The sequence below is a fragment of the Marinovum algicola genome (assembly GCF_900109145.1).
Taxonomy (GTDB): Bacteria; Pseudomonadota; Alphaproteobacteria; order Rhodobacterales; family Rhodobacteraceae; genus Marinovum; species Marinovum algicola.
In genome coordinates, this window is sequence record NZ_FNYY01000026.1 from 31,332 (window position 1) to 53,779 (window position 22,448).

Sequence of the window (22,448 nt, forward strand, 5' to 3'; positions counted from 1 at the left end):
AACTAATTCCACTTAGCGCCGTTAATTATTTAGCGAGTAAATTACCTTTCGGGCAATATCTTCATTCTTTTGACTGCGTCCGGCGCCGGGGCTTCCGCTGTAGTTTTCGTCAAAAACGAGTAGCGTGTAGATCACGTCAGGCCCTGAGAAGAATTTTGTGAGATAGGTTTCCGATTGTCCGGCGGGCGCATTACAGACCATCCGAAGTTCTCTCGCCTGATGGTTATCGTCGAGCGAGATGCCGCGTGAACTAGTGGCGTAGTCTCCATTGCAGCCCTGAGCGATAAACTGGGTGTCGTCCGGGTCACTTTCACGCAGGTCATCTATAGTGACATCGCTCACAATCAATGAAAAGCCCGCGACGCCACTTTCGTCTGCTTCCCAGGCCACCGCGTTGCTCCATCCGCGTTCGGATAGCTCAGACTCTGATAGGAACCGGAAATCGTTTGCGCCTAACTCGGATATCACCATCGTAGCCAGTTGAAACAAGACTGTTTTGTCGCTTGTTGCGGTTGCTTTGGGCGCTGCGGCATAATCAAAGTTTCGGAGCGCACATCGGCGCGCGGCTTCCAGTGCACGATACGTACCTTTGAGGCTGTACGGGGTAACTGTGCCGAGGGCTTCGATATTGAGATAATGACCCTTCTTAAAAGCGTCCATGGCGGCGTCAAAGTCCCTAATGTTAAGGATCGCGAAGCTTGAATCTATCGCGCTAGCATTTCCGTAGAATGGGCGTCGGCGGTCGACATAGAGGGCGACAGGGAAAGTTTGGCCGGCAGTCAGCCCCAGATTTCCGGAGACGCCGACGGTCACGGATGCGTCAAAGTTGATCGAAAAATGTAAGGTACTTCCATGATTATAGGCCGCAGAAATCGCGCAGTGCGAAAATTTCCCTGTGAGGTCGTTGGTGTATGCTGCACCGGACCAGTTCCCATGTCCAAACGATGATCTAGGTATTTCCTCAGCGGCAGCTTGAGCCGATAGCAGCACCACGGCGAAAAAGGACGCAATTCTCATGACAATTCCTCCGATCACATCTGGAAGGCTACATCGCGCTCAACGTTCTGTCCATTTTCTGATGCGGTCGGAATTGACCCCGACGCAGATGGCCGAACACCTCGCGAAGCGTAAGGAGCTTTGGGCGGCCAGGAATAACGCGAACACTGTTCGCGAAAAGCCCGGTAGACCGAAAGGGTTTGCGGGGGAAACATCCGACGCGACCGGTGTATCCGCTCGGCATGTTCAAAAGGCAGTCGCCCGCGCCTCCGGCGTCACCGAGGAAGCCCGTGACGCCATTCGGGGCACCGACATGGACAAGGGCACGGTGCTGGACGAGTTGCGCCGCGTGGCCCCTGAGCGCCAGCTAGATGTGAGCGAAATGCGGCAGTTTGCACGCTGACCGCTTCCTAGCTCTGGTCAGTCTTGCTCCGCCTTGTTCAGCGCCACGCCCGGCCCGGCGGCAACCTGCCCGCTGTCAAGGAACTGGATGCCCTTGTCTTCGAGGGCTTTGCGGATCGCTTCGGCGCTGGAGTGTTGCAACCCCCCCTTTTCGGTCTCGAAGCGGTTGATTGTCGTGAAGGAAACTCCGGCGATTTCCGCTAATTCCCGTGTTCCAAGTCGGAGGGCATTTCTCGCCATTCGAAGTTGCTCGGGCGTCACGTGATTACCTCGTTAGTATTTTTGCTTACTGTGTATTGACAGTGGCCTGCATGGTTCTTATTTATACCCTGTAAGCAAAATGCGAACAAGGTAAGGAAACGTCATGACTGTCCAAGCCACCGAATTTAGCCGTTCCTGGATCATGAGCCGCGCTTGGCACTACGTCCGCATCTGGCGTTGCGCCCCCACGGCGGGCACCCTGTCCCGCGCTTTGAAATACGCTTGGGGTGACATGAAGGCCCGGATGCAGGGCCTGCGCCTGACGGATGAATTGAGCGGCAATGATCAAGAGCTTGCCGCGCTCGAAGCGAAGGAATTCACCACGGCAGCCGAGCGGGACCGCATTGGGTTTCTGCGCACCGCCGTCGCTCACGAAAAGTCCGAAGGCGACTATGCCGAAAAGCGGGGGCTGATCGAAGCCGCCCCCTGCACCGTCACGTTCATCAAGGCAGACGGGACGCGGCGCATCATGCGGACCGAGCCGGGCAGGCTGATTGCCAAGGGCGACAAAGCCACCCGTGCGGGCCAGCGTGCCACCAAGACACGCAAAGCTCGCCACCCGAACCTGTTGCCCGTCTGGGACGCTGAGGCGCAGGCTCCGCGTTCCGTGAATCTCGCTACTGTCACGCGCGTTGTCGTTGACGGCAGCACACATGAATTCCGGGCCAACTGAGGCCCGGGACTGACCAAGGGAGAACCTGACAATGACCAAGCCGAATCCCGCCACCGCGAAAGCCTACGGGTTGTCGCGCCGAAACCTTCTGGCTGCTGTGCCTGCGGTAGCAATCGCCCCGGCAGCAGCAGCGGTTGCTGCACCTGGCGCGCAGGATAAGCATCCGCAATGGCTGGCAGAGTATTACGAAACACAACGCGTCTGGGAACTGGCGGAGGAAGACACGCCAAGAGAAGAATTTCTGTTCGAGCTCTGGCACGAAATGCAGCGGCAATTTTGCAGAACGCGCGCAACGACAATTGAGGGCATCGCAGCCCAAGCTGAGTGGCTGGTCCATGATGCTGAGGACTACTGGGCCTGCGAGGACCAGAGGATCCTAGTTGAGAACATCTTGGCGGCACTGCAAGGGCTGATGGAGGCGGACGCATGAAAAAGTCGGCTTACTTTCGACGGGAACGCGACGAACTGGACGCGACCGTTTCTGACCTCGAAAACCTGATCGACGCGCAACAATGCGTTGTGTGGGAACTCATCAACCTGCAAGCCGAGCCCGGCTCGGAGATTGACCGCCTTCGCAATGCGATGGTCGGGATTGCAAATGCCATGGCGAGCCGCGTGCGAGCAGAACATGCACGGCCGGACAGAGGGCGGAGGGCAGACGCAGCGTGATGATCTGGCTCAGCGCCACACAAGAGGCAGCCGGAGTATATCCGGCCGGCGAAACCGGAGGGGAGGTGAGCATCAAATCTGAAAACCAGCTACGTCACGGACAGCCCGTTTTCGCGCGGGCTGCCCTTTTGTTTCATGCCACATGCATTCCCAGATGACATTTCAGTACGGCATCAACCGGACCTGGTCGGATTGCTACCTTCCTCAGATCAAAAGCATCGTCGGGGCGCACCTGCTGGCGACCGCGCCCGACAATCTCGACATGAAGCACGCCACGGATTTGTTGATGCTGGACGCCCGCGATATGCGCATTGCCGCTCGCGTCCGCAGGCCAGGGTATGCGAGCCGATACCCGCATGAGTTCACCATCCGCTCTGAGGCGGCATATGGCGGTGAAACAGAGCTATCCAAAATCGTGAACGGCAAGGGAGACTGGATGTTCTACGGGCACGCGTCCAGCAGGGGCTCATGCTTCGATAGCTGGTGGATACTCGACTTGCGCGCCTTCCGCGCGGCACTGATTCGGCAGGTCACCAACGGGCATCCCATCCGTTGCGGCGACAAGCGCAACACGGACGGGACCGCGTTCAAGTGGTTTGACATCCGGTCGTTTCCGGCGAACCCGCCGCTGGTGGTGGCGAGGTCGTTGTAACCGCGCCATCGCCGAACTTTTCACGAGAGGCATTGCATTGCGTCGCCACACGTCTAGCGTGATGTGATCGAAGCATTTTTTAATCGAGGGTTAGATGAAACGATTCTCATTCATTGCGGTATTCGCTTTACTCGCAGCTTGCGCCGAAACCACCACGACACAGTTGGCGAGCAATGTTGTTCGGATCGACGCCAGTGCAGCCCCTGCCTGCGGACGCACAGGCGCTATCAAGCTGGTCAACAAGATGGCAGCCGTAGAGACGCTGCGCTTGGGGTATGACAAGTACATCATTTCCAACAGCCAGGCGCAAAACAATGTTCGCGTCGTCGGGCACACCTACAATACCACCGGCACCTATGGCTACGGCACGTTCAACGCCAACACCTACGCAACCCCGATAATCGGCGGATCGACCGACGCTGCGGTCATTGTCTACATGTACAAGGCGGGCGATCCGCAGGGACGGCAGGCCATCGACGCCAGAACAACTCTGGGCGCAAACTGGCAGGAAATCGTCGCTGAGGGGCCGCCGACAACCTGCAACTAGCGTAGCTCATTACTGCTTGGGGTGTCGGTGAGGCGAAGTCTGTACCGGTGCACCAGTCAGGCCGCATGGCTGGCAGATAACCGCCACACCGACAACGGCACGCTGGCGCATATCATGGTGTCGAACGCAATGGCCGCGCAGGTCAGCCGGACTTGGAAGGGCTATTGGCAGCGTGCGGCTTAGTGACGCTTGACAGCGGCCACCGGCTGACTCATATAACTCTTACTGCATCCCGGCAGACTTGATCTGTCGCCAGCCGTGGGCGTGAAAATGCTCACGGCATTTGCATTTTTAGGGGTCTCGCATGGCGCGGATTTTTGGATATGTCGATGGCTTCAATGTTTATCATGCCATTGATGACGCGAACAGAGCGGTGCGGGGCGCGCGGTCCCACCTCAAGTGGCTAAATCTATTTTCTTTATTGCAGGAATTCACCGATCCCGCGGTACACTCAATAGACGCGGTGAAGTTCTTCACGGCATACCCGACGTGGAACAAGGAGAAGACGGAACGTCACAAGAACTATACTCGCGCACTCGAATGTGCAGGCGTGACGATCATTGAGGGGCAGTTCAAACCTAAGACATGTTTCTGCAAGAACTGCCGGACCAACTACAAAGCGCGGGAAGAAAAAGAGTCCGACGTCAACATAGCAATGCATCTGATTAACGATGCCCATCTTGATCGTTTCGATCAAGCATTCTTGGTGACCAACGACTCTGATCTATTAGGCCCGGTTAGGCTCCTGCGAAACACCTTCGATGACAAGCAAATCAAGGTGATCGCGCCCCCGTTTCGACGCCACAGCAAAGAGTTGTGGGCGGCGGCGGACAAGCGAGGGCAGATCCTAGAAGAGCATATGGAACGGAACCTGCTGCCTGAAACTGCAAACGATGGCAGTGGGCGCGTTCTATTTCGCAGGCCAGACGACTACCGACCGTAGCCTCTTTTCTTTAACGCGCTCCACACCCGCCCCACACGCATCACCACCCCACGTTCCTCCATCCGCTTCAAATACGTCCTGACACGCTCTGACGGCGTCCCACGAGGCATATCCGGCACAACGGCTGAATCGGTCGTAAAGCTGCTGTGCGGCACTCAGGCTCATCTCTGAGCGCTGACAGCACGGCTTTTGGGAGTTGATACTTAGAAACCGACAAAAACTAACATACTCGCGAACGGCACCGTTGTTCATAGTCGGTGAGGGCTTCGGAGTGGCAGGGCACTTGCAGGCATGGGCGCGGAATGCAGTGATTCCCGAAATCCTTGAATCGCAGTCCCTCCGAAGGCCTTGCGGCGGGACAAGTGGCGGGACACAGGGTTAGCCGACCGGCTAAGCCCTTGCAAACATTCAAATATAAGTCCGGGATTTGGTGGAGCCTAGGGGAGTCGAACCCCTGACCTCTACAATGCCATTGTAGCGCTCTCCCAACTGAGCTAAGGCCCCTTGCCGATGACGCATCGTCCGTCCTCGTGACGGGCGTATTAGGCAAAGGCGCAGGGAGGTTCAAGCGAAAATCTTCCCCCCTGGGCCACTTTTTTCGATCAGGAGTCGTCGTCTTCCGATGCGACGTCCGCGATCTCTTCGAGCGGCACGTTGTCATCGTCATCCTCGTCCTCGAGAATGTCGTCGCCGAGGTCGACATCGACTTCCGCATCCTCGTCGTCCAGCACGACCTCGTCATTGGTCTTGGCTTTCTTGGCCGAAGCGGCATCTTCCGCGTCGGCTTCGATCATGCGGTTCTTGGACTGGTCGAATTCCAGCACTTCGCCCGTATAGGGGCTGACGATCGGGTTGGCGTTCAGGTCATAGAATCGCTTGCCGGTGGTCGGGCAAAGGCGTTTCGTTCCCCATTCTTCCTTGGGCATCTGGGTCCCTCTTACACTTTCAGTCTTGCGGGCAATTGCGGTCCCCTGCCATAAGACCAGTGCCCGTGTCAAAGCCTTTGGCAAAAGGCACCGGATCGGCAGTTCAAGGACCCCATATGGGCCAACATTCGCTTCCCGGCAACCCCCCGGTGCCGCTACAGATGCGCACATCGGCGCGGGCGCGCCGGATCACCCTCAGGATCTCGTCGCTCGACGGCACCGTGACATTGACCCGCCCGCGCGGCGTGTCGGAACGCGCGGCGCTGGACTTTGCCCGCGACAAGGAAGCCTGGCTGCGCGGACATCTGGCAAATCAGGAGGACGCGGTATCGGTGGGCCTCGGCGTCCGATTGCCGATCGAGGGTCTGGCGCGGCGGGTGGAGGCCGGGCAGGGGCGGCGGGTGCGGCTCGACGGCGACCGGGTGCTGGTGCCAGGGCCGGAAGAGCGGGTCGCGGCGCGGCTGCTGGGGTTTCTCAAGACCCATGCCCGCAGCCGGCTGGCCGAAGCCTCGGACCGATATTCCGCCCGTCTCGGGCGCGGCTATGCGCGGCTCACCCTGCGCGACACCCGCTCGCGTTGGGGCAGCTGCACGGCGGATGGCGGGCTGATGTATTCCTGGCGGCTGATCCTCGCCCCGCCCGAGGTGCTGGAATATGTCGCCGCACATGAGGTGGCGCATTTGCAGGAAATGAACCATTCCGCCGCTTTCTGGGCGCTGGTGACGCAGCTTTACGGGCCCTATCAGGCGCAACGCCGGTGGCTGCACCGGGAAGGCGCGGCGCTTCACCGCATCCGGTTCACGTAAAGCCTGTTGCGGACGGCGAGATTTGTGATCACAGTTGCGCCATGTTGATCAACCCCAAGCCCGACAGCGCGGTGTCGACCCATGACAAGGTCTATCGCGGGCTGCGCTCGCAGATCATGTATGGCGAGATTGCCCCCGGCGCGGCGCTCACCCTGCGCGGTATCGGCGCCGAATACGGCGTCTCGATGACCCCGGCCCGCGAGGCGGTGCGACGGCTGGTGGCCGAAGGCGCGCTGTCGCTGTCGTCGTCGGGCCGGGTGGCCACGCCCGAGCTGTCGAACGACCGCATCGAGGAGCTGGCGGCGCTGCGCTCGCTGATCGAGGTGGAGCTGGCCAGCCGGGCGCTGCCGCGGGCGCATATCGCGCTGATCGAGCGGCTGCACAGTATCAACCTGACAATTGCCGATGTGATCTCGAACCGCGATGCGGTGGGTTACATCCGCGCCAACCTCGAGTTCCACCGCACCCTCTACCTGCGCGCCCAGGCGCCGGCGATGCTGGCGATGGCGGAAACCGTCTGGCTGCAACTGGGGCCGACGATGCGGGCGCTCTACGGCCGGCTGCGGCGCACCGAGGCGCCGCATTTCCACCGGCTGATCATCGCCGCGCTCAAGGCCGGTGACGAACCCGGCCTGCGCCTCGCGGTGCGTTCCGACGTCACCCAGGGGCTGAGGATGCTGGCCAACTGAGCCCGGCACCCCCTGCTTCCTCTTGCCGAAAATACCCTCGGGGGGGTCGCCCCTGGCGACGGGGGCAGAGCCCCCAAATCCGCCCTCAGGCCGCCAGTCCCTTCGATCCAAGGTCGAGGAACTTCTGCCGCCGTTCCTTGCGCAGGGTCTCGCCGTCCTTCTCCGACAGGTCGGCCAGCATCTGCTCGATCGCCCGGCCCACGGTCTTGATCGTGCCGGTGCGGTCACGCTGGGCGCCGCCCATCGGTTCGGGGATGATCCGGTCGCAGACCCCCAGCTTGTAGAGATCCTCCGCCGTCAGCCGCAGCGCCTGCGCCGCTTCGCGCATCTTCTCGGCATCTTTCCACAGGATCGAGGCGCAGCCCTCGGGCGAGATCACCGAATAGACCGAATGTTCCAGCATCGCCACGCGGTTGGCCGTGGCAAAGGCCACGGCCCCGCCCGAGCCGCCCTCGCCGATGATCACCGAAATCAGCGGCACGCCGACGGACAGGCAGGCCTCGGTCGACCGCGCGATGGCTTCGGACTGGCCGCGTTCCTCGGCGCCCTTGCCGGGATAGGCGCCGGCGGTGTCGACCAGGGTGATCACCGGGAGACCGAAACGGTCCGCCATGTCCAGCAGCCGCGCCGCCTTGCGATAGCCCTCGGGCCGGGCCATGCCGAAGTTGCGGTCGAGCCGCGACTGGGTGTCATGGCCCTTTTCATGGCCGATCACCATCACCGGCCGGTCATTGATCCGCGCCAGCCCGCCCATCACCGCCAGATCCTCGCCGAACTGCCGGTCGCCGGCCAGCGGGGTGAATTCGGTAAAGAGCGCCTCGATGTAATCCTTGCAATGCGGCCGCTGCGGATGCCGCGCCACCTGGCATTTGCGCCAGGGTGTCAGCTCGCGGTAGAGGTCCTTGAGCATCGCCGAGGCCTTGCGGTCGAGCGCATTGGCCTCTTCGTCCACATCCATCGGATCGTCGCTCTGCCGGGCAATGGCCCGCAGCTCCTCTGCCTTGCCCTCGATCTCGGCCAGCGGTTTCTCAAAATCGAGATAATGCGCCATGCGACAACTCCTTTTCTTCACCGGGTATATGGCGCGATGTGCAGCCGGATGCAATCTTTGGCGTGTCTCAGCCCGGCAGAAGCGCCGGCACCAGCGACGCCAGCAGCAAAACTGCCATCGCCCGGTTGAACAGCCGCAACTGGCCCGGCGCGCGCAACAGCCGGCGCAGCTGCCGGCCGAGTGTCGTCCAGACCGTGGTAGAGAGCACGCCGGCGGCCACATAGGTGCCCACCACCCAGAGCAGCGACGCCAGATCGCGGCTGGCGGCATAAAGCGTGATCGCCCCCAGCGCCATGGTCCAGGCCTTGGGATTGATCCACTGGAAACCGGCCGATTGCAGAAAGGTCAGCGGCCGTCCCTGCTGCCGTGCCTCGGCGGGCGGGCTGGCATGGGCGATCTTCCACGCCAGCCAGATCATGTAGGCAACCGAGGCGGCCAGCAGCACGTCATGCAGTGCCGGCCAGCGGTCGAACAGCCGCAGCGCGCCCAGCCCGACCAGAAAGATCATCGCCGGAAAGCCGAGAATGATTCCCAGCATATGCGGCAGCGACCGGTGCAGGCCGAAATTGGCGCCCGAGGCCAGCAACATCAGGTTGTTGGGCCCGGGGGTCAACGTGCCGACAAGAGCAAAGACCGCCAGCGCGGAAAAGAGATCAAAGGTCATGCCGCAGGGATACCCGCCTTCGCTGCGGCGGGAAACGGCAATTGTTGCGTGCCGTCCTCGGGATTACGCAAGGTCCAGCGCGCAGCGCAGTGCCAGTTCCGGCGCCGCCAGCACATCCGGCCCGAGACCGCCGAGAAGATGCGCCGCATCGGCCATCGAGGCCTGCGCCAGCACGACAGTGCGGAAATCCGGCCGCACCTGCACCGCCTCGAGCGCCGCCGCCGCGACGGCGGCGCAGAAATTGGCCACTTGCCCGGCCTCGAACAGCGGCCAGAATTCTTCGACCACCAGGGTCGTGACCGGCGGGGCGCGGCCCGTCTCTTCGAGGCAGGATTGCAGCAGGGCCCGGCTGGGGCCAGCGGCGCTACCGAGCGCACAGACCAGCAGGATCGGCCCGTCGGATTGCGCCGCCGCCGCCATCATCGGCCGGTCGATGCGGATCGCCCCGGCTTCGTCCGCCGCTTCGCCCAGCGAGGTGCAGGTGCAGAGCACCCGGCCCGGCGCGGTCTCGACCGCCTTGCGCATTTCGGCGGCGAGCTGGCGGGTCATGCCGTCGCTGCGCACCCGTGCCAGCCAGTCGGCGCGCACCCTGTGTTCGAGCCGCAGCGGCGGCGCGATCCGGTCGCGCAATCGATCGAAGATCCGGCAATGAAGCTGGGTGGAATGCAAAAGCGTGAGCGGCAGGGTCATGGCAGGGTCCGGGTCGGCAGGGCCCCGGTCAGCGGGGCTCTGCCGTCATACCGCCAAACCGCTAAGGTTCAGTTACCGGCGATCATCTCAGATTGCCGCACGATCACCTCGGCCTGTTTGATCGAGGCGATATCGACCAGCCGCCCCTTGTAGACGGTGGCGCCTTCGCCCTTGGCCTTGGCCTCTTCCATGGCGCTCAGGATCTCGCGCGCCTCGGTCACCGCCTTGTCCGAGGGGGTAAAGACCTCGTTGGCCAGCGCCACCTGTTTCGGGTGGATTGCCCATTTGCCGACCATGCCCAGCGTGGCCGAGCGCAGCGCCTGCGCGCGAAAGCCCTCGTCATCCGAGAAATCGCCGAACGGCCCGTCGACCGGCAACACGCCATGGGTGCGACAGGCGGCGACGATGGCGGCCTGGGCCCAGTGCCAGGGGTCCGACCAGTGTTTCTGGCCTTCGTGGATCATGTAATAGTTTTCCTGGGTGCCGCCGATGCCGGTGGTGGCCATGCCCATGGAGGCGGCGAAATCGGCGGCGCCGAGGCTCATCGCCTCGAGCCGGGGCGAGGCGGCGGCGATCTCCTCGACATGGGCGATGCCGGCGGCGCTTTCGATGATCACCTCGAAGGCGATCTTCTTCTGCCGGGACTTGGCCGCCTCGACCGCCGTCACCAGCGCATCGACGGCATAGAGATCGCCGGCGCAACCGACCTTGGGGATCATGATCTGGTCAAGCCGCTCGCCGGCCTGTTCCAGCAGGTCGACGACATCGCGATACCACCAAGGTGTGTCGAGCCCGTTGATCCGCACCGACAGTGTCTTGTTGCCCCAGTCGATATCGTTGATCGCCTCGATGATATTGCCGCGTGCGCTGTCCTTGTCCGACGGCGCGACCGAATCCTCGAGATCGAGGTTGATCACATCTGCCGCCGAGCCCGCCATCTTTTCAAAGATCGCCGGGCGAGAGCCGGGGCCGAAGAGCTGGCAGCGATTTGGGCGGGCCGGGGGCTGGGGCTGGATACGGAAGGACATGTCGCGCCTCTCGGTAAGGAAATTACGTGATGATTGCGCTCAGCGATATTAAATTGCGCTGCGCCATGCAAGTGTATTTTGCAGTCGCAGCATTCCTGCGCCTGGCCGACTGGTGTTGCCACGCCGCTGGACGGCCTGCCAAGGTATCGGCAGGCTGCCAAGGCGGGTTTCTGCGTGGTGGCCCAGCTAGGCGCACGATTATTCGGAATTTGGGAAGAGTTTTCGCGTTATCTTGCAAAGAACTGTCGAAAGACACACGAATTCAGGAGGCACTGATGACGATTCCGCGCTATATCTCTCGCCGAACAAGACGACTCAGGAGGCCTTCGCCGTGATCAAGACGCCCTATCTGCTGTTTCTCGGTGACGCGCCCGATGCTCTAAAAGCCAAGGTGGCGCAGGGGATCAAGGACTGGCGGCCCGAGAATGCCGTGGGCCAGTTCCGCATGGAAGGCTGCAAGGCCGACCTGGGACTGCCCGACATGGGGCTGGCCGAGGCCCGCGCCGCCGGTGCACAGACGCTGGTGATCGGTGTTGCCAACCGGGGCGGCGTGATCAGCCCGGCGTGGAAAAAGGTGCTGGTGGCGGCGCTGGAAGAGGGCTTCGACCTGGCCTCGGGCTTGCACAACCTGCTGCGCGACGAAGCGGATCTGGCGGCGGTGGCCAAGGCCTGCGGCCGCGAACTGCACGATGTGCGGGTGCCCGATGTGGACTATCCGATCGCCAATGGCGTCAAGCGCAGCGGCAAGCGGGTGCTGGCGGTGGGCACCGATTGCTCGGTCGGCAAGATGTACACCGGGCTGGCGCTGGACCGTTCAATGAAGGCGGCGGGCCGCAAGAGCACGTTCCGCCCCACCGGGCAGACCGGTATCCTGATCACCGGCGAGGGCATCCCGCTTGACGCGGTGGTGGCGGATTTCATGGCCGGTTCGGTGGAATGGCTGACGCCCGACAATGACGCCGATCACTGGGATATCATCGAGGGGCAGGGCAGCCTGTTCCACGTGTCGTTTTCCGGGGTGACGCTGGCGCTGATCCATGGCGGCCAGCCCGATGCGCTGATCCTCAGCCACGAGCCGACGCGCAGTCACATGCGCGGATTGCCGGATTATGCCCTGCCGTCGCTCGAGGCGCTGCGCGACATGGCGCTGCCGCTGGCCCGGGTGGCCAACCCGGATTGCCAGGTCGTCGGGATTTCGGTCAATACCGCCGCGATGTCCGAGGATGAGGCGCTGGCCTGCCTGTCGGAAATCGAGGCGCGCATGGGGCTTCCCACGGTCGATCCGTTCCGGCAGGGTGCCGAACGTCTGGCCGAGGCGCTGGACGCGCTCTGAGCTCCGGGCCGCGAAGCCCCGAAGCGCGACGGCGCGGCGAATTATTGGAAAGCGAAGAAGGAGCGGGATGTGATCGAAACACGCCGCGATACCTTCCGTCTGGCGGAAGTCTTTACCATTTCGCGCGGCTCGCGCAGCGAGGCGCAGGTGCTCACCGTGTCCGTCACCCGCGCGGGGGCGACCGGCCGGGGCGAATGTGTGCCCTATGCCCGCTACGACGAAACGCTGGACTCGGTGGCGGCGCAGATTGCCGGGCTGCCCGAGGCGATCACCCGCGCCGAGCTGCAAGAGGCGCTGCCGGCCGGCGCGGCGCGCAATGCGGTGGATTCCGCGCTCTGGGATCTTGAGGCGAAACGCAGCGGGCGGCGGGTCTGGGAGCTGGCCGGACTGCCGGCGCCGGGGCCCGAGATCACCGCTTTTACCCTGTCGCTCGACACGCCAGAGAAGATGCGGGCGCAGGCCGCCAAACATGCGCATCGGCCGCTGCTCAAGATCAAGCTGGGCACCCCGGATGACATGCCCCGGCTCGAGGCGGTACGCGCAGGCGCGCCGGATGCGCGGATCATCGTCGATGCCAACGAGGGCTGGAGCGCCGAGGTCTATGCGGATCTGGCGCCGCATCTGCGGCGGCTGGGCGTGGCACTGGTGGAGCAGCCGCTGCCCGCCGGCGAGGACGAGACGCTGCGCGGGCTGGAGCGGCTGGTGCCGATCTGTGCCGACGAGAGCTGCCATGACCGGGCCTCGCTGGCCGGACTGGCGGGCAAATACGACATGGTTAACATCAAGCTCGACAAGACCGGCGGGCTGACCGAGGCGCTGGCGCTGCGCGATGCGGCCCGGGCGGCGGGCCGTGACATCATGGTGGGCTGCATGGTCGGCTCGTCGTTGGCGATGGCGCCCGCCGTGCTGGTGGCCCAGGGCGCGGCGGTGACCGATCTTGACGGGCCGCTGCTTCTGGCCGAAGACCGCGCCGCACCGCTGCATTTCGATGAAAGGGGTGTGCACCCCTCTGACCCGGCCCTCTGGGGCTGACCGCTGACAGGAGAGACAGCCCATGGCCCGCACCGTCTATCTCAACGGAGACTATCTGCCCGAGGACGAGGCCCGGGTCTCGATCTTTGATCGCGGCTTCCTGATGGCCGATGGCGTCTATGAGGTGACCTCGGTGCTGGGCGGCAAGCTGGTGGATTTTCCCGGCCATGCCCGGCGGCTGACCCGCTCGCTCGAGGCGCTCGACATGGCGGTGCCGCTCACCGAGGCGGCGCTGCTGGAAATTCACCGCGAACTGGTGGCGCGCAACGCGCTCGACGACGGGCTGATCTATCTACAAGTCACCCGGGGGGCACCGGGCGACCGAGACTTCATCTTTCCCGATCCCGAAACCACGCCGCTGACCGTGGTGCTCTTTACCCAGGCCAAGCCGAACCTGGCCGAGAGCGCCGAGGCCGAGCGGGGGCTCAAGGTGATCTCGATCGACGACATCCGCTGGGGCCGGCGTGACATCAAGACGGTGCAGCTGCTCTATCCCTCGATGGGCAAGATGATGGCCAAGGCCGCCGGCGCCGATGACGCCTGGATGGTCGAGCAGGGCCTGGTGACCGAAGGCACCTCGAACAACGCCTATATCGTCAAGGACGGGCGGATCATCACCCGGGCGCTGTCGAACGACATCCTGCACGGCATCACCCGCGCCGCCGTGCTGCGCTTTGCCGAAGAGGCGCAGATGAAGGTCGAAGAGCGCAGTTTCAGCATCGACGAGGCGCAGGCAGCGGAAGAGGCTTTCATCACCTCGGCCTCGAGCTTTGTCACCCCGGTGGTGCAGATTGACGGCGTTGCGCTGGGCGCGGGGGCGCCGGGCCCGGTGGCGAAACGGCTGCGCCAGATCTACATCGAGGAAAGTCGCAAGGCCGCCCTCTGAGTCCAGCTGCGGCACCGCGGCAACAGGTGGCAAGGATCGGCCGAGGCGGGACGCAAAAGCCACGCTTTCCTGCCGATATCTGCCGCTCACAGGCTTGGCACTTGAGGCCGCGCATGCGGCGTGGTGTCTGTGGCAAAGCGAGGCCGGAGCGATGCGTCCGGGCTGCATCAGGGGCGCCGCCGCCCGGTTTTTCCGGCGCGGTCATGGCAGCTCTCACTGCTTGGTGAGCGCTGCGTCTGGCCGAGGGCCGAGGGCCTGCCAGCCCGATCCCTGGCGATGTGCCCGGAGCCGACCCTGACGCCGCGTGACCGGATTGTGAGGGTAATTGGGGGGCAATTATGCTGGAAGGCTTGATCGTTTTGGCCGCGGCTCTGTGTGGAGCTTTGGCGGGCGTTGCTCTCGGATGGCGGTTGCGCTCCGCGCTGATGGTGCGGCCGCCGCATGTGGCCGAGATCGAGGCGCTGCGGGCGGAGCTGCGCACCGCCATCGGCCTTCAGGCCGACAAGGACGCCCGTATTGCGACTTTGGAGGCCGATCTCGAGGCCGAGCGCACCGGCTATGTCCGCTTCGAACAGGAACGCCGCGGCAGCCAACTGGCCAGGCGCCAGTTCGGCTGAGGCCATCCCGTCTTGCCCGTTTTTCCAATCGCGCCCTCCGGGGCGCGATTGTCGTTTGCGGGGTCGTGGTTTGGCGTGGCACACAAGCGCGTGAGGATTACTAGACGACCGGTCTATTATTTCTTAGGTCACCGGCATGACAGAGCACAGCAAATCCGATCTCAAACGGCTGCACATCCTTGAAACCGGCCGCGCCCTGGTGGTCCGGCACGGTTTCGGCGGGGTCGGCATCGCCCGCATCCTCAAAGAATGCGGCATCCCCAAGGGGTCGTTTTACTACTACTTCGAGTCCAAGGAGGATTTCGGCAAGGCGCTGCTCGACCATTATGTCGAAACCTATCTGGCGCGATTCGACACGCTGATCGCCGGCCCCGGAGCGGCGCGCGACAAGCTCGATCGCTTCTGGCAGGCCTGGCTGGCGCAAGCCGGGGCCGAGGGCATTGCCAGCCAATGCCTTGTCGTCAAGCTGGGGGCCGAGGTGGCCGACCTGTCCGACGACATGCGGCTGATCCTCGACACCGGCATATCAGAGCTGGTGCGGCGCATTGCCGACCTGCTGCGGGCCGGGGCCGAAGAGGGCTCGATCCGCCGGTTCGATGCCCCAGAGGCCGTGGCCCGGATGCTCTATGCGAAATGGCTGGGGGCCGCCATTCTCGCCAAGCTCGCCCGCTCTCAGGCGCCGCTGCAACAGGCGCTTGCAGAGACGACAGACCAACTCTCACGCACATCCTGAAGGAAAATTGCAATGAAAGCTGCCACGCACGATACATTCGGCGAGCCCGTCGAGGTGCTCGCATCCACCGAGGTGGAAAAACCCGCGCCAGCGGCGGGTGAGGTTCTGGTCAAGATGACCTTCTCGCCGATCCACAACCACGATCTCTGGACGGTGCATGGCAGCTACGGCTACAAGCCCGAGCTGCCCGGCGCCATCGGCGGGTCGGAAGCGCTGGGCACCATCGCCGAAGTCGGCGACGGCGTCGAGGCCGCGCTTGTCGGCCAGCGGGTGGCCGTTGCCGGTGTCCACGGCAGCTGGGCCGAGTATTTCACCGCCCCGGCCGGCGGCGTGCTTCCGCTTCCCGAGGCGATCAGCGACGCGGACGGCGCGCAGCTCATTGCCATGCCGTTCAGCGCGCTGTCGCTTCTCGAATCGCTGAAAGCCAAGGAAGGCGATTGGATCATCCAGACCGCAGCCAACGGCGCGGTCGGCAAGATCATGGTGGCGCTGGCGAAATCCCGCGGCATCCACCTGCTGAATCTGGTGCGCCGGCCCGAGGCGGCGGCAGAGCTCGAGGCGCTGGGCGCCGAGCACGTGCTTCCGACTTCGGACGAGGGCTGGCAGGACAGGGCGGCGGCGCTGGTGGGCGACCGGGCGGTTTCGGCCATCGATTCGGTGGGCGGCGAGGTCTCAGCCGCGCTTGTCGATCTGCTGGCATCGGATGGCGAGCTGGTGGTCTTTGGCACCGCGACCGGCGCGCCGATGCCGCTGTCGTCCGGGGCGCTGATCATGAAGCAGATCACCGTGCGCGGATTCTGGGGGTCGCGGGTCAGCGCCGAGATGGCGCCGGAAGAGCGCAAGCGGCTGATCACCGAGCTTGTGACCCTGGCCGCACAGGGAGCGCTGCGGCTCGACGTCGGCGGCACTTACGGGCTCGACGACGTGAGCGAAGCGGTCACGGCCGCCCGTACCCCGGGCCGATCCGGCAAGATCCTGCTGCGCGGCTGAGTGCTGCGCCCCTCCCCGCCGATCCGCCGGCAGGGGAGGGGCCTCAGGGCTCAGCCCTTGTCGACGTTCTCGGCAAAGGCGGTCTTGAAGGCCTCGCGCTGATCGTCGCTGGCCTCGGACTGATGGGCGGCTTTCCAGTCGGAATAGGGCATGCCGTAAAAGATTTCGCGCGCCTCTTCCTTGTCCATCTCGATGCCGCGTTCGTTGGCGGCCTCCTGATACCAGCGCGACAGGCAGTTGCGACAGAACCCGGCCAGGTTCATCAGGTCGATGTTCTGCACGTCAGTGCGCTTGTCCATCAGATGCGCGCGCAGGGTGCGAAAGGCGGCGGCTTCAAGCTCGATACGGGTCTGGTCGTCCATGGTGCGGGTCTCCCTTGGGTTCGGGATGAATATGGGGGGCTGCGGTGCGCGGGAAAAGGTCAGCGGGCGTGGCGACACCGGGCCAGCTGCACCTGATAGGTGATCGACCGGGTGCCGACCTCATCGGCGACGCGCAGCAGCCAGGCCTTGCTGTTGTAGGACTGGCGGGCAAACCCAGTGTGGCCTTCGTGATAGGCCAGATACTGGTTGCGCGCATCTACCAGCGACACGCCGTTGCGGGCGCGGGTCTTGTTCATATACCAGCCCATGAAATCCGTGGCATCGTTGATCCGGTCGCGCTTGGCACGGCGCTTGCCGGTCTCTTCGCGGTATTCGTCCCAGGTGGCGTCGAGCGCCTGGGAATAGCCGAAGGCCGAACTTTGCCGGCCCATCGGGATTACCCCCAGCGTGTAGCGCAGCGGCGTGCGGGCATTGCCGACGAATTTGCTCTCCTGGTAGATCGTGGCCATCTGCACATGCACCGGGACGCCCCAGCGCCGCTCCGTGGCGCGGAAGGCCCGGAAATATTTCGGGCGCTCCTCAAGAATTGCACAGGCGTCATCGAGATTGCGCGGCGCCGATTGATTGCCGCCGCCACAGGACGCAACGGCGAGCACCATAACCATGGCGCGAAGGACTCTGCTCATTTGCCTCTCGCTCGTGTATTTGGTCTTTTGTTTTGTCGCAGTGTAGCGAAAATCGCCTGACAGGGAAATCACGTTTTCCCGGGCGGCGGGCTTTGAGCGGGCCTGCACCCGGGCCGCTGCCGGGCCACTGTATGACCATGGGTCACAGTTTGTTTCCTTGATTTCCCGGCGGAAAATTGGACATTTCCCCCTTGATGACGCTAACCTGTGGCGGTAGAGGCCCCGGAATGCACACAGCACGCGCAAAATATCATTTGGGACAGGTGGTCCGGCACAAGAAGCACCCGTTTCGCGGCGTGGTCTTCGATGTCGACCCTGAATTCAACAACACCGAGGAATGGTACAACGCCATTCCCGAGGACAGCCGACCCAAGCGCGAACAGCCGTTCTATCACCTGCTCGCCGAGAACGATCAGAGCTTCTACGTGGCTTACGTGTCCGAGCAGAACCTTGTCGCAGATTATTCCGGACGGCCTGTGGATCACCCGGATATCCCCGATCTCTTCGGCGAATTCGAAGATGGATCCTATCCTCTGCACTTCCAGCTGAATTGAGGGGACGGTGGGTTGCAAACCCACCAAAATCGCCCCGTAGGGTGGATTTCCAACCAACCGCCGCCGAACATCCCGCTCAATATCCGATCGCGCAGCCGTCCTTGCGGGCGTCCGAGGCGCCTTCGAGCACGCCGCTGGCATGCATGCGGATCGCCTGCGCCCCGCCGATCGGCTCGGTCGGGGTCACCACATCATGCCCCAGCGCCGCCAGCTTTGCCGCCACCTCCGGGCTGTAGCCCCGTTCGAGCTGAAGCCGGCCATCGTCGAAAAAGGCGCGCGGAGCATCCACGGCGGCTTGCGGATCCATGCCGTAGTCGCGCAGGTTTGTGACAAAGCGGGCATGGCCGCAGGACTGGTACTGCCCGCCCATCACGCCGAACGGCATTTCGATGCGCCCGGCCGCGCCCAGCATGCCGGGAATGATGGTGTGCAGCGGGCGCTTGCCCGGGCCGAACTCGTTGGGATGGCCTTCGCGCAGGTTAAAACCGCAGCCGCGGTTGTGCAGCAGCAGGCCGAATTTCGGACAGGCGAGGCCCGACCCGAAACTGTGGAAAATCGAATGGATCAGCGATACCGCCATACCGTCGCGATCGACCGCGGTGATGTAGATCGTGTCCCGGTGCACCGATTCGGCGATCCGCGACGGCCCCGGCAACGCCCGGCCCGGATCGATCCGCGCGGCCAGCTCGGCGGCCAGCGCCGGGCTGCACATCTGCGCCGTGGCATCCAGAACGTCGGGATCGGCAATCAGCCGGTTGCGGCTGTCATAGGCCAGCTTGCCGGCCTCGCTCTCGAGATGGGTGCGGGCGGCTCCAAACGGGTCCATCGAGGCCAGATCGAACCGCGCGAGAATGTTGAGCAGCAGGATGGCGGTCGCGCCCTGGCCGTTCGGCGGATGTTCGAAAACTTCGGTGGCGCGGTACTGTCCGGTGATCGGCGTGGTCTCTTCGCCCCGGGTGGCGGCGAAATCCCCGGCGCAGTGCCGGCCGCCGACGGCCGCCAGCGCGGCCATCATGTCCTCGGCCACCTCGCCCTGGTAGAAGGCCGGCGCACCATGCCGGGCGATGCGGCGCATCACCTCGGCCTGGCCCGGCGCGCGGAACAGATCGCCCGGTTTCAGCGGTCGCCCGTCCCGGAGGTAGAAGTCGCGCGCCACGCCTTGCAGCCGCGGCGCCTTGTTGGGCCAGTCAAACCCCACGCGATCGGCCACCGGCACGCCCTCTTCGGCATAGCGGATCGCTGGCTGGAGCAATCGGTCGAGGCCTAGGCGGCCATGGCTCTCGGACATTCGGCAAAATGCCTCGACCGCGCCGGGGACGGTGACCGCATCCGCGCTGCCATCGGGGATCGTGTCGTGGCCGGCCGCGCGCAGCCGTGCCGCATCGGCCGCCGCCGGTGCGCGGCCCGAGCCGTTGAAGCCCAGCACGCGCTCCGCCCCTGCCGGTTTGATCAGGGCAAAGCAATCGCCCGCCAGCCCGCACATATGCGGCTCGCAGAGGCTCATCAGCAAGGCGCCGCAGATTGCCGCGTCCATCGCCGTGCCGCCGTCTTTCAGGCAGGCCAGGGCCTCGGCCGCGGCCAGCGGATGCGAGGTGGCGACCATGCCGTTGGTGGCTCGCACCGGCGACCGTCCGGGAAGATGAAAATCGCGCATCTGAACCTCCGTCGTGATGGATCGGAGGCTAGCGTCGCCTGGCGCAGAAGAAAATCGCGATTTCGGAGAAAGGGACCTCGGCGCCGCGCACTGGGTGGGGGCTGTTAACACGCGGCGCCGAGGTGAAGCTATATGCAGCTACCCGTACTGTATCGCGTTCCATTCAGGCGTCGGTGGGATGGGATTGCGGCGGAACTGGGGCAAAGGCGCGAAACGGGCGGTAATTGATTGCAACTGTGCGCAATGTCACACAACCGAAAAGTGAAGTGTCAACTTGCTGCGACCGTCATTGCGTTGATAGTGCAGATCCGAGGTCATCTGGCGGATCAGATGCCAGCCGAATCCTCCCTCGGGCAGCTCCGCCGTCGGGCCCTCCAGGCTGGCGGCGCGGCCTTCCGGCAGGGCCTCGTCCGGGAAGGGCCGGCCGTGATCGGTGATGGTACAGGTCAGGGTTTCCGCGGTCAGTTCCATTTCGAGACCCAGCGGCCCGCCCTCGCGAAACCCATAGCCATGTTCGACCACGTTGTTGAGCGCTTCGGCCAGCACCAGTTCGACCGCGCTGCGCGCCTCGGCCGGGTGGCCCCAGTCCGCCAGTGCCACCATCGCCTCGCCCAGAAGGTTGCGCACGGCCAATCCGCCGGTGCGGGTGTTCAGTGAGATGCGGTGCGCTGTAATGCGGGGCTTGGCAACCGGTTCCAAGGGACGGTGCTCCTTTCGCCCGTCAGTCGGCGTGAGCCATCAGCGCCGCATCCAGTGTCGGAAAGAGCGCAAAGACAGTGTCCATCCGGGTCAGCCGGAAGACGCTTTCCACCGCCGGGGTGAGCCCTGCGAGATCGAGCCTGCGCCCGGGGCCGAGCTGTTTCATCGCGGCGACGATGGCGCCAAGCCCGCTGGAATCGATGAAACCGACTTGCGCGAGGTCGAGGATCACCCGTCTGGACGGGCCGTCGGTTTCCGCTCGCATCGCATCCTTGAACTGGATCGCCACCGCGGCGTCGATGCGCCCGGCGTTGACCGTGACGATCTGCAATGCGCCTTCGGTTCTGCTGGTCATGTCCATGGCTCGGTCACCTTGCGTTACGATTTCGCCCCCACGCTAGACGGCAATCCTTACTAAATTGTATGCAGGGGTAAGGATTTGGGGAGGTAGGCCATGAGCGAAGTGATGATCCTGGGCGCGGCACGCACGCCGATGGGCGGATTCCAGGGCGAATTCGAGGGCGTCGAAGCCAGCACGCTGGGCGGCGTGGCAATCGCCGCGGCGCATCGCGAAGCCGGCAAACCGGCGCTGGACGAGGTGCTGATGGGCTGTGTCCTGCCGGCCGGTCAGGGCCAGGCGCCGGCACGGCAGGCCGGGTTTGCCGCCGGCCTCGGCGAAACCGTGCCCGCCACGACGATCAACAAGATGTGCGGCTCGGGCATGAAGGCGGCGATGATGGCCTTTGACCGGATCGCCCTGGGCCAGGCCGGCGCCATCCTGGCCGGCGGCATGGAGAGCATGACCGAGGCGCCCTACCTGTTGCCCAAGATGCGCGGCGGCGCCCGGATCGGCCACGGCCAGGTGGTCGATCACATGTTCCTCGACGGGCTCGAGGACGCCTATGACAAGGGCCGGCTGATGGGCACCTTCGCCGAGGATTGCGCGGCGCATTACCAGTTCACCCGCGAGGCGCAGGATCAATATGCCATCGGCTCGCTGGACAATGCGCTTGCCGCCGAACGCAATGGCGCCTTTGCCGACGAGATCGCGCCGGTCAAGCTGCACCGGCGGCATGGCGAAGAGATCATCACCTGCGACGAACAGCCCGGCAAGGCCCGCCCCGAGAAGATCCCGATGTTGAAACCCGCCTTCCGCAAGGATGGCACGGTGACCGCCGCCAATGCCTCGTCGATCTCCGATGGCGCGGCGGCGCTGGTGCTGGGCACGCCGGAGGTGGCCGAGGCCCAGGGCGTGGCGCCGCGCGCCCGCATCCTCGGCCATGCCAGCCACGCCCAGGCGCCGGGCTGGTTCACCACCGCGCCGGTGCCGGCGGCCAGAAAGCTGCTCGACCGGATCGGCTGGAAGGTCTCGGATGTCGATCTGTGGGAGGTCAACGAGGCCTTTGCCGTGGTCCCGATGGCCTTCATGCAGGAGTTGGGCCTGCCGCGCGACGTGGTCAACGTCAACGGCGGCGCCTGCGCGCTGGGCCACCCGATCGGCGCCTCCGGCGCACGGATCATGGTGACGCTGCTCAATGCGCTGGAAAAACGCGGGTTGAAGCGCGGCGTCGCGGCAATCTGCATCGGCGGCGGCGAAGGCACCGCGATCGCGGTGGAGCTGATCTGAGCTCAATTGCTAGGGTCAGGACCCATTGATTTCCGCCTGTCGGCGTGATTCACGGTTCGAAAAACGAGCGGTGAACATGTCCGATCTTTTCTGGCTGACAGATGCACAGATGGCGCGTCTTGAGCCCTTCTTCCCGAAGTCCCACGGCAAACCCCGCGTCGATGATCGGCGTGTGTTGAGTGGAATTATCTTCATCAATCGCAATGGCTTGCGGTGGCGCGACGCGCCGAGTGCGTATGGCCCACACAAGACACTCTACAACCGCTGGAAGCGGTGGAGTGACAGAGGCATCTTTACCCGGATGATGGCCGGACTGG

At 64.0% G+C, this 22,448-nt stretch carries 30 protein-coding genes, 1 tRNA gene and 1 pseudogene; 19 read left to right on the forward strand and 13 right to left on the reverse strand.

Going from position 1 to position 22,448, the window contains the following annotated elements; all coding sequences use genetic code 11:
• Positions 1 to 21: 21 nt before the first annotated feature.
• Positions 22 to 1,017: a hypothetical protein gene (locus BMW90_RS22830; protein WP_074839623.1), complete on the reverse strand. Its 996-nt coding sequence runs from the start codon at positions 1,015 to 1,017 to the stop codon at positions 22 to 24.
• Here BMW90_RS22830 and BMW90_RS22835 point away from each other — a divergent pair.
• On the forward strand, positions 1,016 to 1,399 hold the full coding sequence (locus BMW90_RS22835) for a hypothetical protein (protein ID WP_139211528.1): 384 nt from the start codon (positions 1,016 to 1,018) through the stop codon (positions 1,397 to 1,399). The genes BMW90_RS22830 and BMW90_RS22835 overlap by 2 nt on opposite strands.
• A gap of 17 nt (positions 1,400 to 1,416) precedes the next feature.
• Here the strand turns inward: BMW90_RS22835 and BMW90_RS22840 are convergent, their stop codons facing one another.
• Positions 1,417 to 1,659, reverse strand: coding sequence for a helix-turn-helix domain-containing protein (locus BMW90_RS22840; protein ID WP_244526594.1), 243 nt, complete (start codon positions 1,657 to 1,659; stop codon positions 1,417 to 1,419).
• A gap of 103 nt (positions 1,660 to 1,762) precedes the next feature.
• On the opposite strand from BMW90_RS22840, the gene BMW90_RS22845 reads away from it, so the two are divergent.
• The 7 genes and pseudogenes from BMW90_RS22845 to BMW90_RS22870 all read left to right on the forward strand — a co-directional run bounded on the left by BMW90_RS22845 (position 1,763) and on the right by BMW90_RS22870 (position 5,143).
• Entirely contained in the window at positions 1,763 to 2,332 is a 570-nt protein-coding gene (locus BMW90_RS22845) for a hypothetical protein (RefSeq protein ID WP_139211529.1), read from the forward strand.
• 31 nt (positions 2,333 to 2,363) lie between these two features.
• Complete coding sequence (locus tag BMW90_RS22850; RefSeq protein WP_074839633.1) at positions 2,364 to 2,762, forward strand: hypothetical protein; 399 nt, start codon at positions 2,364 to 2,366, stop codon at positions 2,760 to 2,762.
• Complete coding sequence (locus BMW90_RS22855) at positions 2,759 to 3,001, forward strand: hypothetical protein (protein WP_074839636.1); 243 nt, start codon at positions 2,759 to 2,761, stop codon at positions 2,999 to 3,001. Before BMW90_RS22850 ends, BMW90_RS22855 begins: the two co-directional genes overlap by 4 nt.
• 154 nt (positions 3,002 to 3,155) lie before the next feature.
• Entirely contained in the window at positions 3,156 to 3,653 is a 498-nt protein-coding gene (locus tag BMW90_RS22860; protein WP_139211530.1) for a hypothetical protein, read from the forward strand.
• Between the two features lie 94 nt (positions 3,654 to 3,747).
• Complete coding sequence (locus tag BMW90_RS26495; protein ID WP_074839641.1) at positions 3,748 to 4,200, forward strand: hypothetical protein; 453 nt, start codon at positions 3,748 to 3,750, stop codon at positions 4,198 to 4,200.
• Positions 4,201 to 4,257: 57 nt separating this feature from the next.
• Positions 4,258 to 4,383 (forward strand): annotated as a pseudogene (locus BMW90_RS26500) (IS1595 family transposase); the annotation flags it as partial.
• 121 nt (positions 4,384 to 4,504) lie between these two features.
• Positions 4,505 to 5,143: an NYN domain-containing protein gene (locus BMW90_RS22870; protein ID WP_074839644.1), complete on the forward strand. Its 639-nt coding sequence runs from the start codon at positions 4,505 to 4,507 to the stop codon at positions 5,141 to 5,143.
• 428 nt (positions 5,144 to 5,571) lie between these two features.
• Here BMW90_RS22870 and BMW90_RS22875 read toward each other — a convergent pair.
• Both BMW90_RS22875 and BMW90_RS22880 read right to left on the reverse strand, forming a co-directional pair.
• A tRNA-Ala gene (locus BMW90_RS22875) sits at positions 5,572 to 5,647 on the reverse strand.
• A 98-nt stretch (positions 5,648 to 5,745) separates the two neighbouring features.
• Positions 5,746 to 6,069 (reverse strand): TIGR02300 family protein, encoded by a 324-nt coding sequence (locus BMW90_RS22880; protein ID WP_074839647.1) that lies wholly within the window; start codon positions 6,067 to 6,069, stop codon positions 5,746 to 5,748.
• A gap of 116 nt (positions 6,070 to 6,185) precedes the next feature.
• Between BMW90_RS22880 and BMW90_RS22885 the strand changes: the two genes are divergently transcribed.
• A complete protein-coding gene (locus BMW90_RS22885; RefSeq protein WP_074839649.1) occupies positions 6,186 to 6,875 on the forward strand; it encodes a M48 family metallopeptidase in 690 nt (229 codons plus the stop codon).
• A 41-nt stretch (positions 6,876 to 6,916) separates the two neighbouring features.
• Complete coding sequence (locus BMW90_RS22890; protein WP_048533000.1) at positions 6,917 to 7,564, forward strand: GntR family transcriptional regulator; 648 nt, start codon at positions 6,917 to 6,919, stop codon at positions 7,562 to 7,564.
• Positions 7,565 to 7,649: 85 nt separating this feature from the next.
• Here BMW90_RS22890 and BMW90_RS22895 read toward each other — a convergent pair whose 3' ends face one another.
• The 4 genes from BMW90_RS22895 to BMW90_RS22910 form a co-directional block, all read right to left on the reverse strand.
• Positions 7,650 to 8,615 carry an acetyl-CoA carboxylase carboxyltransferase subunit alpha gene (locus tag BMW90_RS22895; protein WP_048532999.1) on the reverse strand — a complete coding sequence of 322 codons (966 nt, stop codon included), beginning with the start codon at positions 8,613 to 8,615 and terminating at the stop codon, positions 7,650 to 7,652.
• A 67-nt stretch (positions 8,616 to 8,682) separates the two neighbouring features.
• On the reverse strand, positions 8,683 to 9,279 hold the full coding sequence (locus BMW90_RS22900) for a LysE family translocator (RefSeq protein ID WP_048532998.1): 597 nt from the start codon (positions 9,277 to 9,279) through the stop codon (positions 8,683 to 8,685).
• A gap of 63 nt (positions 9,280 to 9,342) precedes the next feature.
• Positions 9,343 to 9,969, reverse strand: coding sequence for a hypothetical protein (locus tag BMW90_RS22905; RefSeq protein ID WP_074839652.1), 627 nt, complete (start codon positions 9,967 to 9,969; stop codon positions 9,343 to 9,345).
• 68 nt (positions 9,970 to 10,037) lie between these two features.
• The gene (locus BMW90_RS22910; RefSeq protein WP_074839655.1) at positions 10,038 to 10,997 is read right to left on the reverse strand and encodes an L-malyl-CoA/beta-methylmalyl-CoA lyase; all 960 of its coding nucleotides are present in this window, start codon (positions 10,995 to 10,997) and stop codon (positions 10,038 to 10,040) included.
• Positions 10,998 to 11,328: 331 nt separating this feature from the next.
• Here BMW90_RS22910 and dgcN point away from each other — a divergent pair, with 331 nt between their 5' ends.
• From dgcN to BMW90_RS22940, 6 genes are all read left to right on the forward strand, one after another.
• The gene (gene dgcN, locus BMW90_RS22915; protein ID WP_074839658.1) at positions 11,329 to 12,330 is read left to right on the forward strand and encodes an N-acetyltransferase DgcN; all 1,002 of its coding nucleotides are present in this window, start codon (positions 11,329 to 11,331) and stop codon (positions 12,328 to 12,330) included.
• Positions 12,331 to 12,399: 69 nt separating this feature from the next.
• On the forward strand, positions 12,400 to 13,362 hold the full coding sequence (dgcA, locus tag BMW90_RS22920) for an N-acetyl-D-Glu racemase DgcA (protein WP_074839660.1): 963 nt from the start codon (positions 12,400 to 12,402) through the stop codon (positions 13,360 to 13,362).
• Between the two features lie 22 nt (positions 13,363 to 13,384).
• Entirely contained in the window at positions 13,385 to 14,248 is an 864-nt protein-coding gene (locus BMW90_RS22925; RefSeq protein WP_048532994.1) for a D-amino-acid transaminase, read from the forward strand.
• Between the two features lie 410 nt (positions 14,249 to 14,658).
• On the forward strand, positions 14,659 to 14,865 hold the full coding sequence (locus tag BMW90_RS22930) for a hypothetical protein (protein WP_048532993.1): 207 nt from the start codon (positions 14,659 to 14,661) through the stop codon (positions 14,863 to 14,865).
• 136 nt (positions 14,866 to 15,001) lie between these two features.
• A complete protein-coding gene (locus tag BMW90_RS22935) occupies positions 15,002 to 15,598 on the forward strand; it encodes a TetR/AcrR family transcriptional regulator (protein WP_074839663.1) in 597 nt (198 codons plus the stop codon).
• A 12-nt stretch (positions 15,599 to 15,610) separates the two neighbouring features.
• Positions 15,611 to 16,588, forward strand: a complete 978-nt coding sequence (locus BMW90_RS22940; RefSeq protein ID WP_074839666.1) for a zinc-binding dehydrogenase — start codon at positions 15,611 to 15,613, stop codon at positions 16,586 to 16,588.
• 50 nt (positions 16,589 to 16,638) lie between these two features.
• On the opposite strand, the gene BMW90_RS22945 is transcribed toward BMW90_RS22940, so the two are convergent.
• Positions 16,639 to 16,950, reverse strand: a complete 312-nt coding sequence (locus BMW90_RS22945) for a DUF1244 domain-containing protein (RefSeq protein WP_048532987.1) — start codon at positions 16,948 to 16,950, stop codon at positions 16,639 to 16,641.
• A gap of 59 nt (positions 16,951 to 17,009) precedes the next feature.
• The gene (locus tag BMW90_RS22950; protein WP_048533968.1) at positions 17,010 to 17,597 is read right to left on the reverse strand and encodes a transglycosylase SLT domain-containing protein; all 588 of its coding nucleotides are present in this window, start codon (positions 17,595 to 17,597) and stop codon (positions 17,010 to 17,012) included.
• Between the two features lie 227 nt (positions 17,598 to 17,824).
• On the opposite strand from BMW90_RS22950, the gene hspQ reads away from it, so the two are divergent.
• A complete protein-coding gene (hspQ, locus tag BMW90_RS22955) occupies positions 17,825 to 18,151 on the forward strand; it encodes a heat shock protein HspQ (RefSeq protein WP_048532986.1) in 327 nt (108 codons plus the stop codon).
• A 76-nt stretch (positions 18,152 to 18,227) separates the two neighbouring features.
• Here the strand turns inward: hspQ and BMW90_RS22960 are convergent, their stop codons facing one another.
• The 3 genes from BMW90_RS22960 to BMW90_RS22970 all read right to left on the reverse strand — a co-directional run bounded on the left by BMW90_RS22960 (position 18,228) and on the right by BMW90_RS22970 (position 20,865).
• On the reverse strand, positions 18,228 to 19,805 hold the full coding sequence (locus BMW90_RS22960) for a gamma-glutamyltransferase family protein (RefSeq protein ID WP_074839669.1): 1,578 nt from the start codon (positions 19,803 to 19,805) through the stop codon (positions 18,228 to 18,230).
• 246 nt (positions 19,806 to 20,051) lie between these two features.
• Positions 20,052 to 20,504 carry an ATP-binding protein gene (locus BMW90_RS22965; RefSeq protein ID WP_083416174.1) on the reverse strand — a complete coding sequence of 151 codons (453 nt, stop codon included), beginning with the start codon at positions 20,502 to 20,504 and terminating at the stop codon, positions 20,052 to 20,054.
• 22 nt (positions 20,505 to 20,526) lie between these two features.
• A complete protein-coding gene (locus BMW90_RS22970) occupies positions 20,527 to 20,865 on the reverse strand; it encodes an STAS domain-containing protein (RefSeq protein ID WP_048532983.1) in 339 nt (112 codons plus the stop codon).
• Positions 20,866 to 20,958: 93 nt separating this feature from the next.
• Here BMW90_RS22970 and BMW90_RS22975 point away from each other — a divergent pair, with 93 nt between their 5' ends.
• Positions 20,959 to 22,131, forward strand: coding sequence for an acetyl-CoA C-acyltransferase (locus BMW90_RS22975; RefSeq protein WP_074839672.1), 1,173 nt, complete (start codon positions 20,959 to 20,961; stop codon positions 22,129 to 22,131).
• A 76-nt stretch (positions 22,132 to 22,207) separates the two neighbouring features.
• Positions 22,208 to 22,448, forward strand: a 241-nt coding sequence (locus BMW90_RS22980; protein ID WP_074839683.1) for an IS5/IS1182 family transposase, incomplete at its 3' end; no start/stop codon positions are given.

What these genes read in the sequence shown, in the direction of transcription:
- BMW90_RS22835 (WP_139211528.1), top strand. Translation starts at nt 1,016, where the DNA reads ATGACAATTCCTCCGATCACATCTGGAAGGCTACATCGCGCTCAACGT.
- BMW90_RS22830 (WP_074839623.1), bottom strand. Translation starts at nt 1,017, where the DNA reads ATGAGAATTGCGTCCTTTTTCGCCGTGGTGCTGCTATCGGCTCAAGCT.
- BMW90_RS22845 (WP_139211529.1), top strand. Translation starts at nt 1,763, where the DNA reads ATGACTGTCCAAGCCACCGAATTTAGCCGTTCCTGGATCATGAGCCGC.
- BMW90_RS22850 (WP_074839633.1), top strand. Translation starts at nt 2,364, where the DNA reads ATGACCAAGCCGAATCCCGCCACCGCGAAAGCCTACGGGTTGTCGCGC.
- BMW90_RS22855 (WP_074839636.1), top strand. Translation starts at nt 2,759, where the DNA reads ATGAAAAAGTCGGCTTACTTTCGACGGGAACGCGACGAACTGGACGCG.
- BMW90_RS22860 (WP_139211530.1), top strand. Translation starts at nt 3,156, where the DNA reads ATGACATTTCAGTACGGCATCAACCGGACCTGGTCGGATTGCTACCTT.
- BMW90_RS26495 (WP_074839641.1), top strand. Translation starts at nt 3,748, where the DNA reads ATGAAACGATTCTCATTCATTGCGGTATTCGCTTTACTCGCAGCTTGC.
- BMW90_RS22870 (WP_074839644.1), top strand. Translation starts at nt 4,505, where the DNA reads ATGGCGCGGATTTTTGGATATGTCGATGGCTTCAATGTTTATCATGCC.
- BMW90_RS22880 (WP_074839647.1), bottom strand. Translation starts at nt 6,069, where the DNA reads ATGCCCAAGGAAGAATGGGGAACGAAACGCCTTTGCCCGACCACCGGC.
- BMW90_RS22885 (WP_074839649.1), top strand. Translation starts at nt 6,186, where the DNA reads ATGGGCCAACATTCGCTTCCCGGCAACCCCCCGGTGCCGCTACAGATG.
- BMW90_RS22890 (WP_048533000.1), top strand. Translation starts at nt 6,917, where the DNA reads ATGTTGATCAACCCCAAGCCCGACAGCGCGGTGTCGACCCATGACAAG.
- BMW90_RS22895 (WP_048532999.1), bottom strand. Translation starts at nt 8,615, where the DNA reads ATGGCGCATTATCTCGATTTTGAGAAACCGCTGGCCGAGATCGAGGGC.
- BMW90_RS22900 (WP_048532998.1), bottom strand. Translation starts at nt 9,279, where the DNA reads ATGACCTTTGATCTCTTTTCCGCGCTGGCGGTCTTTGCTCTTGTCGGC.
- BMW90_RS22905 (WP_074839652.1), bottom strand. Translation starts at nt 9,969, where the DNA reads ATGACCCTGCCGCTCACGCTTTTGCATTCCACCCAGCTTCATTGCCGG.
- BMW90_RS22910 (WP_074839655.1), bottom strand. Translation starts at nt 10,997, where the DNA reads ATGTCCTTCCGTATCCAGCCCCAGCCCCCGGCCCGCCCAAATCGCTGC.
- BMW90_RS22925 (WP_048532994.1), top strand. Translation starts at nt 13,385, where the DNA reads ATGGCCCGCACCGTCTATCTCAACGGAGACTATCTGCCCGAGGACGAG.
- BMW90_RS22935 (WP_074839663.1), top strand. Translation starts at nt 15,002, where the DNA reads ATGACAGAGCACAGCAAATCCGATCTCAAACGGCTGCACATCCTTGAA.
- BMW90_RS22940 (WP_074839666.1), top strand. Translation starts at nt 15,611, where the DNA reads ATGAAAGCTGCCACGCACGATACATTCGGCGAGCCCGTCGAGGTGCTC.
- BMW90_RS22945 (WP_048532987.1), bottom strand. Translation starts at nt 16,950, where the DNA reads ATGGACGACCAGACCCGTATCGAGCTTGAAGCCGCCGCCTTTCGCACC.
- BMW90_RS22950 (WP_048533968.1), bottom strand. Translation starts at nt 17,597, where the DNA reads ATGAGCAGAGTCCTTCGCGCCATGGTTATGGTGCTCGCCGTTGCGTCC.
- hspQ (WP_048532986.1), top strand. Translation starts at nt 17,825, where the DNA reads ATGCACACAGCACGCGCAAAATATCATTTGGGACAGGTGGTCCGGCAC.
- BMW90_RS22960 (WP_074839669.1), bottom strand. Translation starts at nt 19,805, where the DNA reads ATGCGCGATTTTCATCTTCCCGGACGGTCGCCGGTGCGAGCCACCAAC.
- BMW90_RS22970 (WP_048532983.1), bottom strand. Translation starts at nt 20,865, where the DNA reads ATGGACATGACCAGCAGAACCGAAGGCGCATTGCAGATCGTCACGGTC.
- BMW90_RS22975 (WP_074839672.1), top strand. Translation starts at nt 20,959, where the DNA reads ATGAGCGAAGTGATGATCCTGGGCGCGGCACGCACGCCGATGGGCGGA.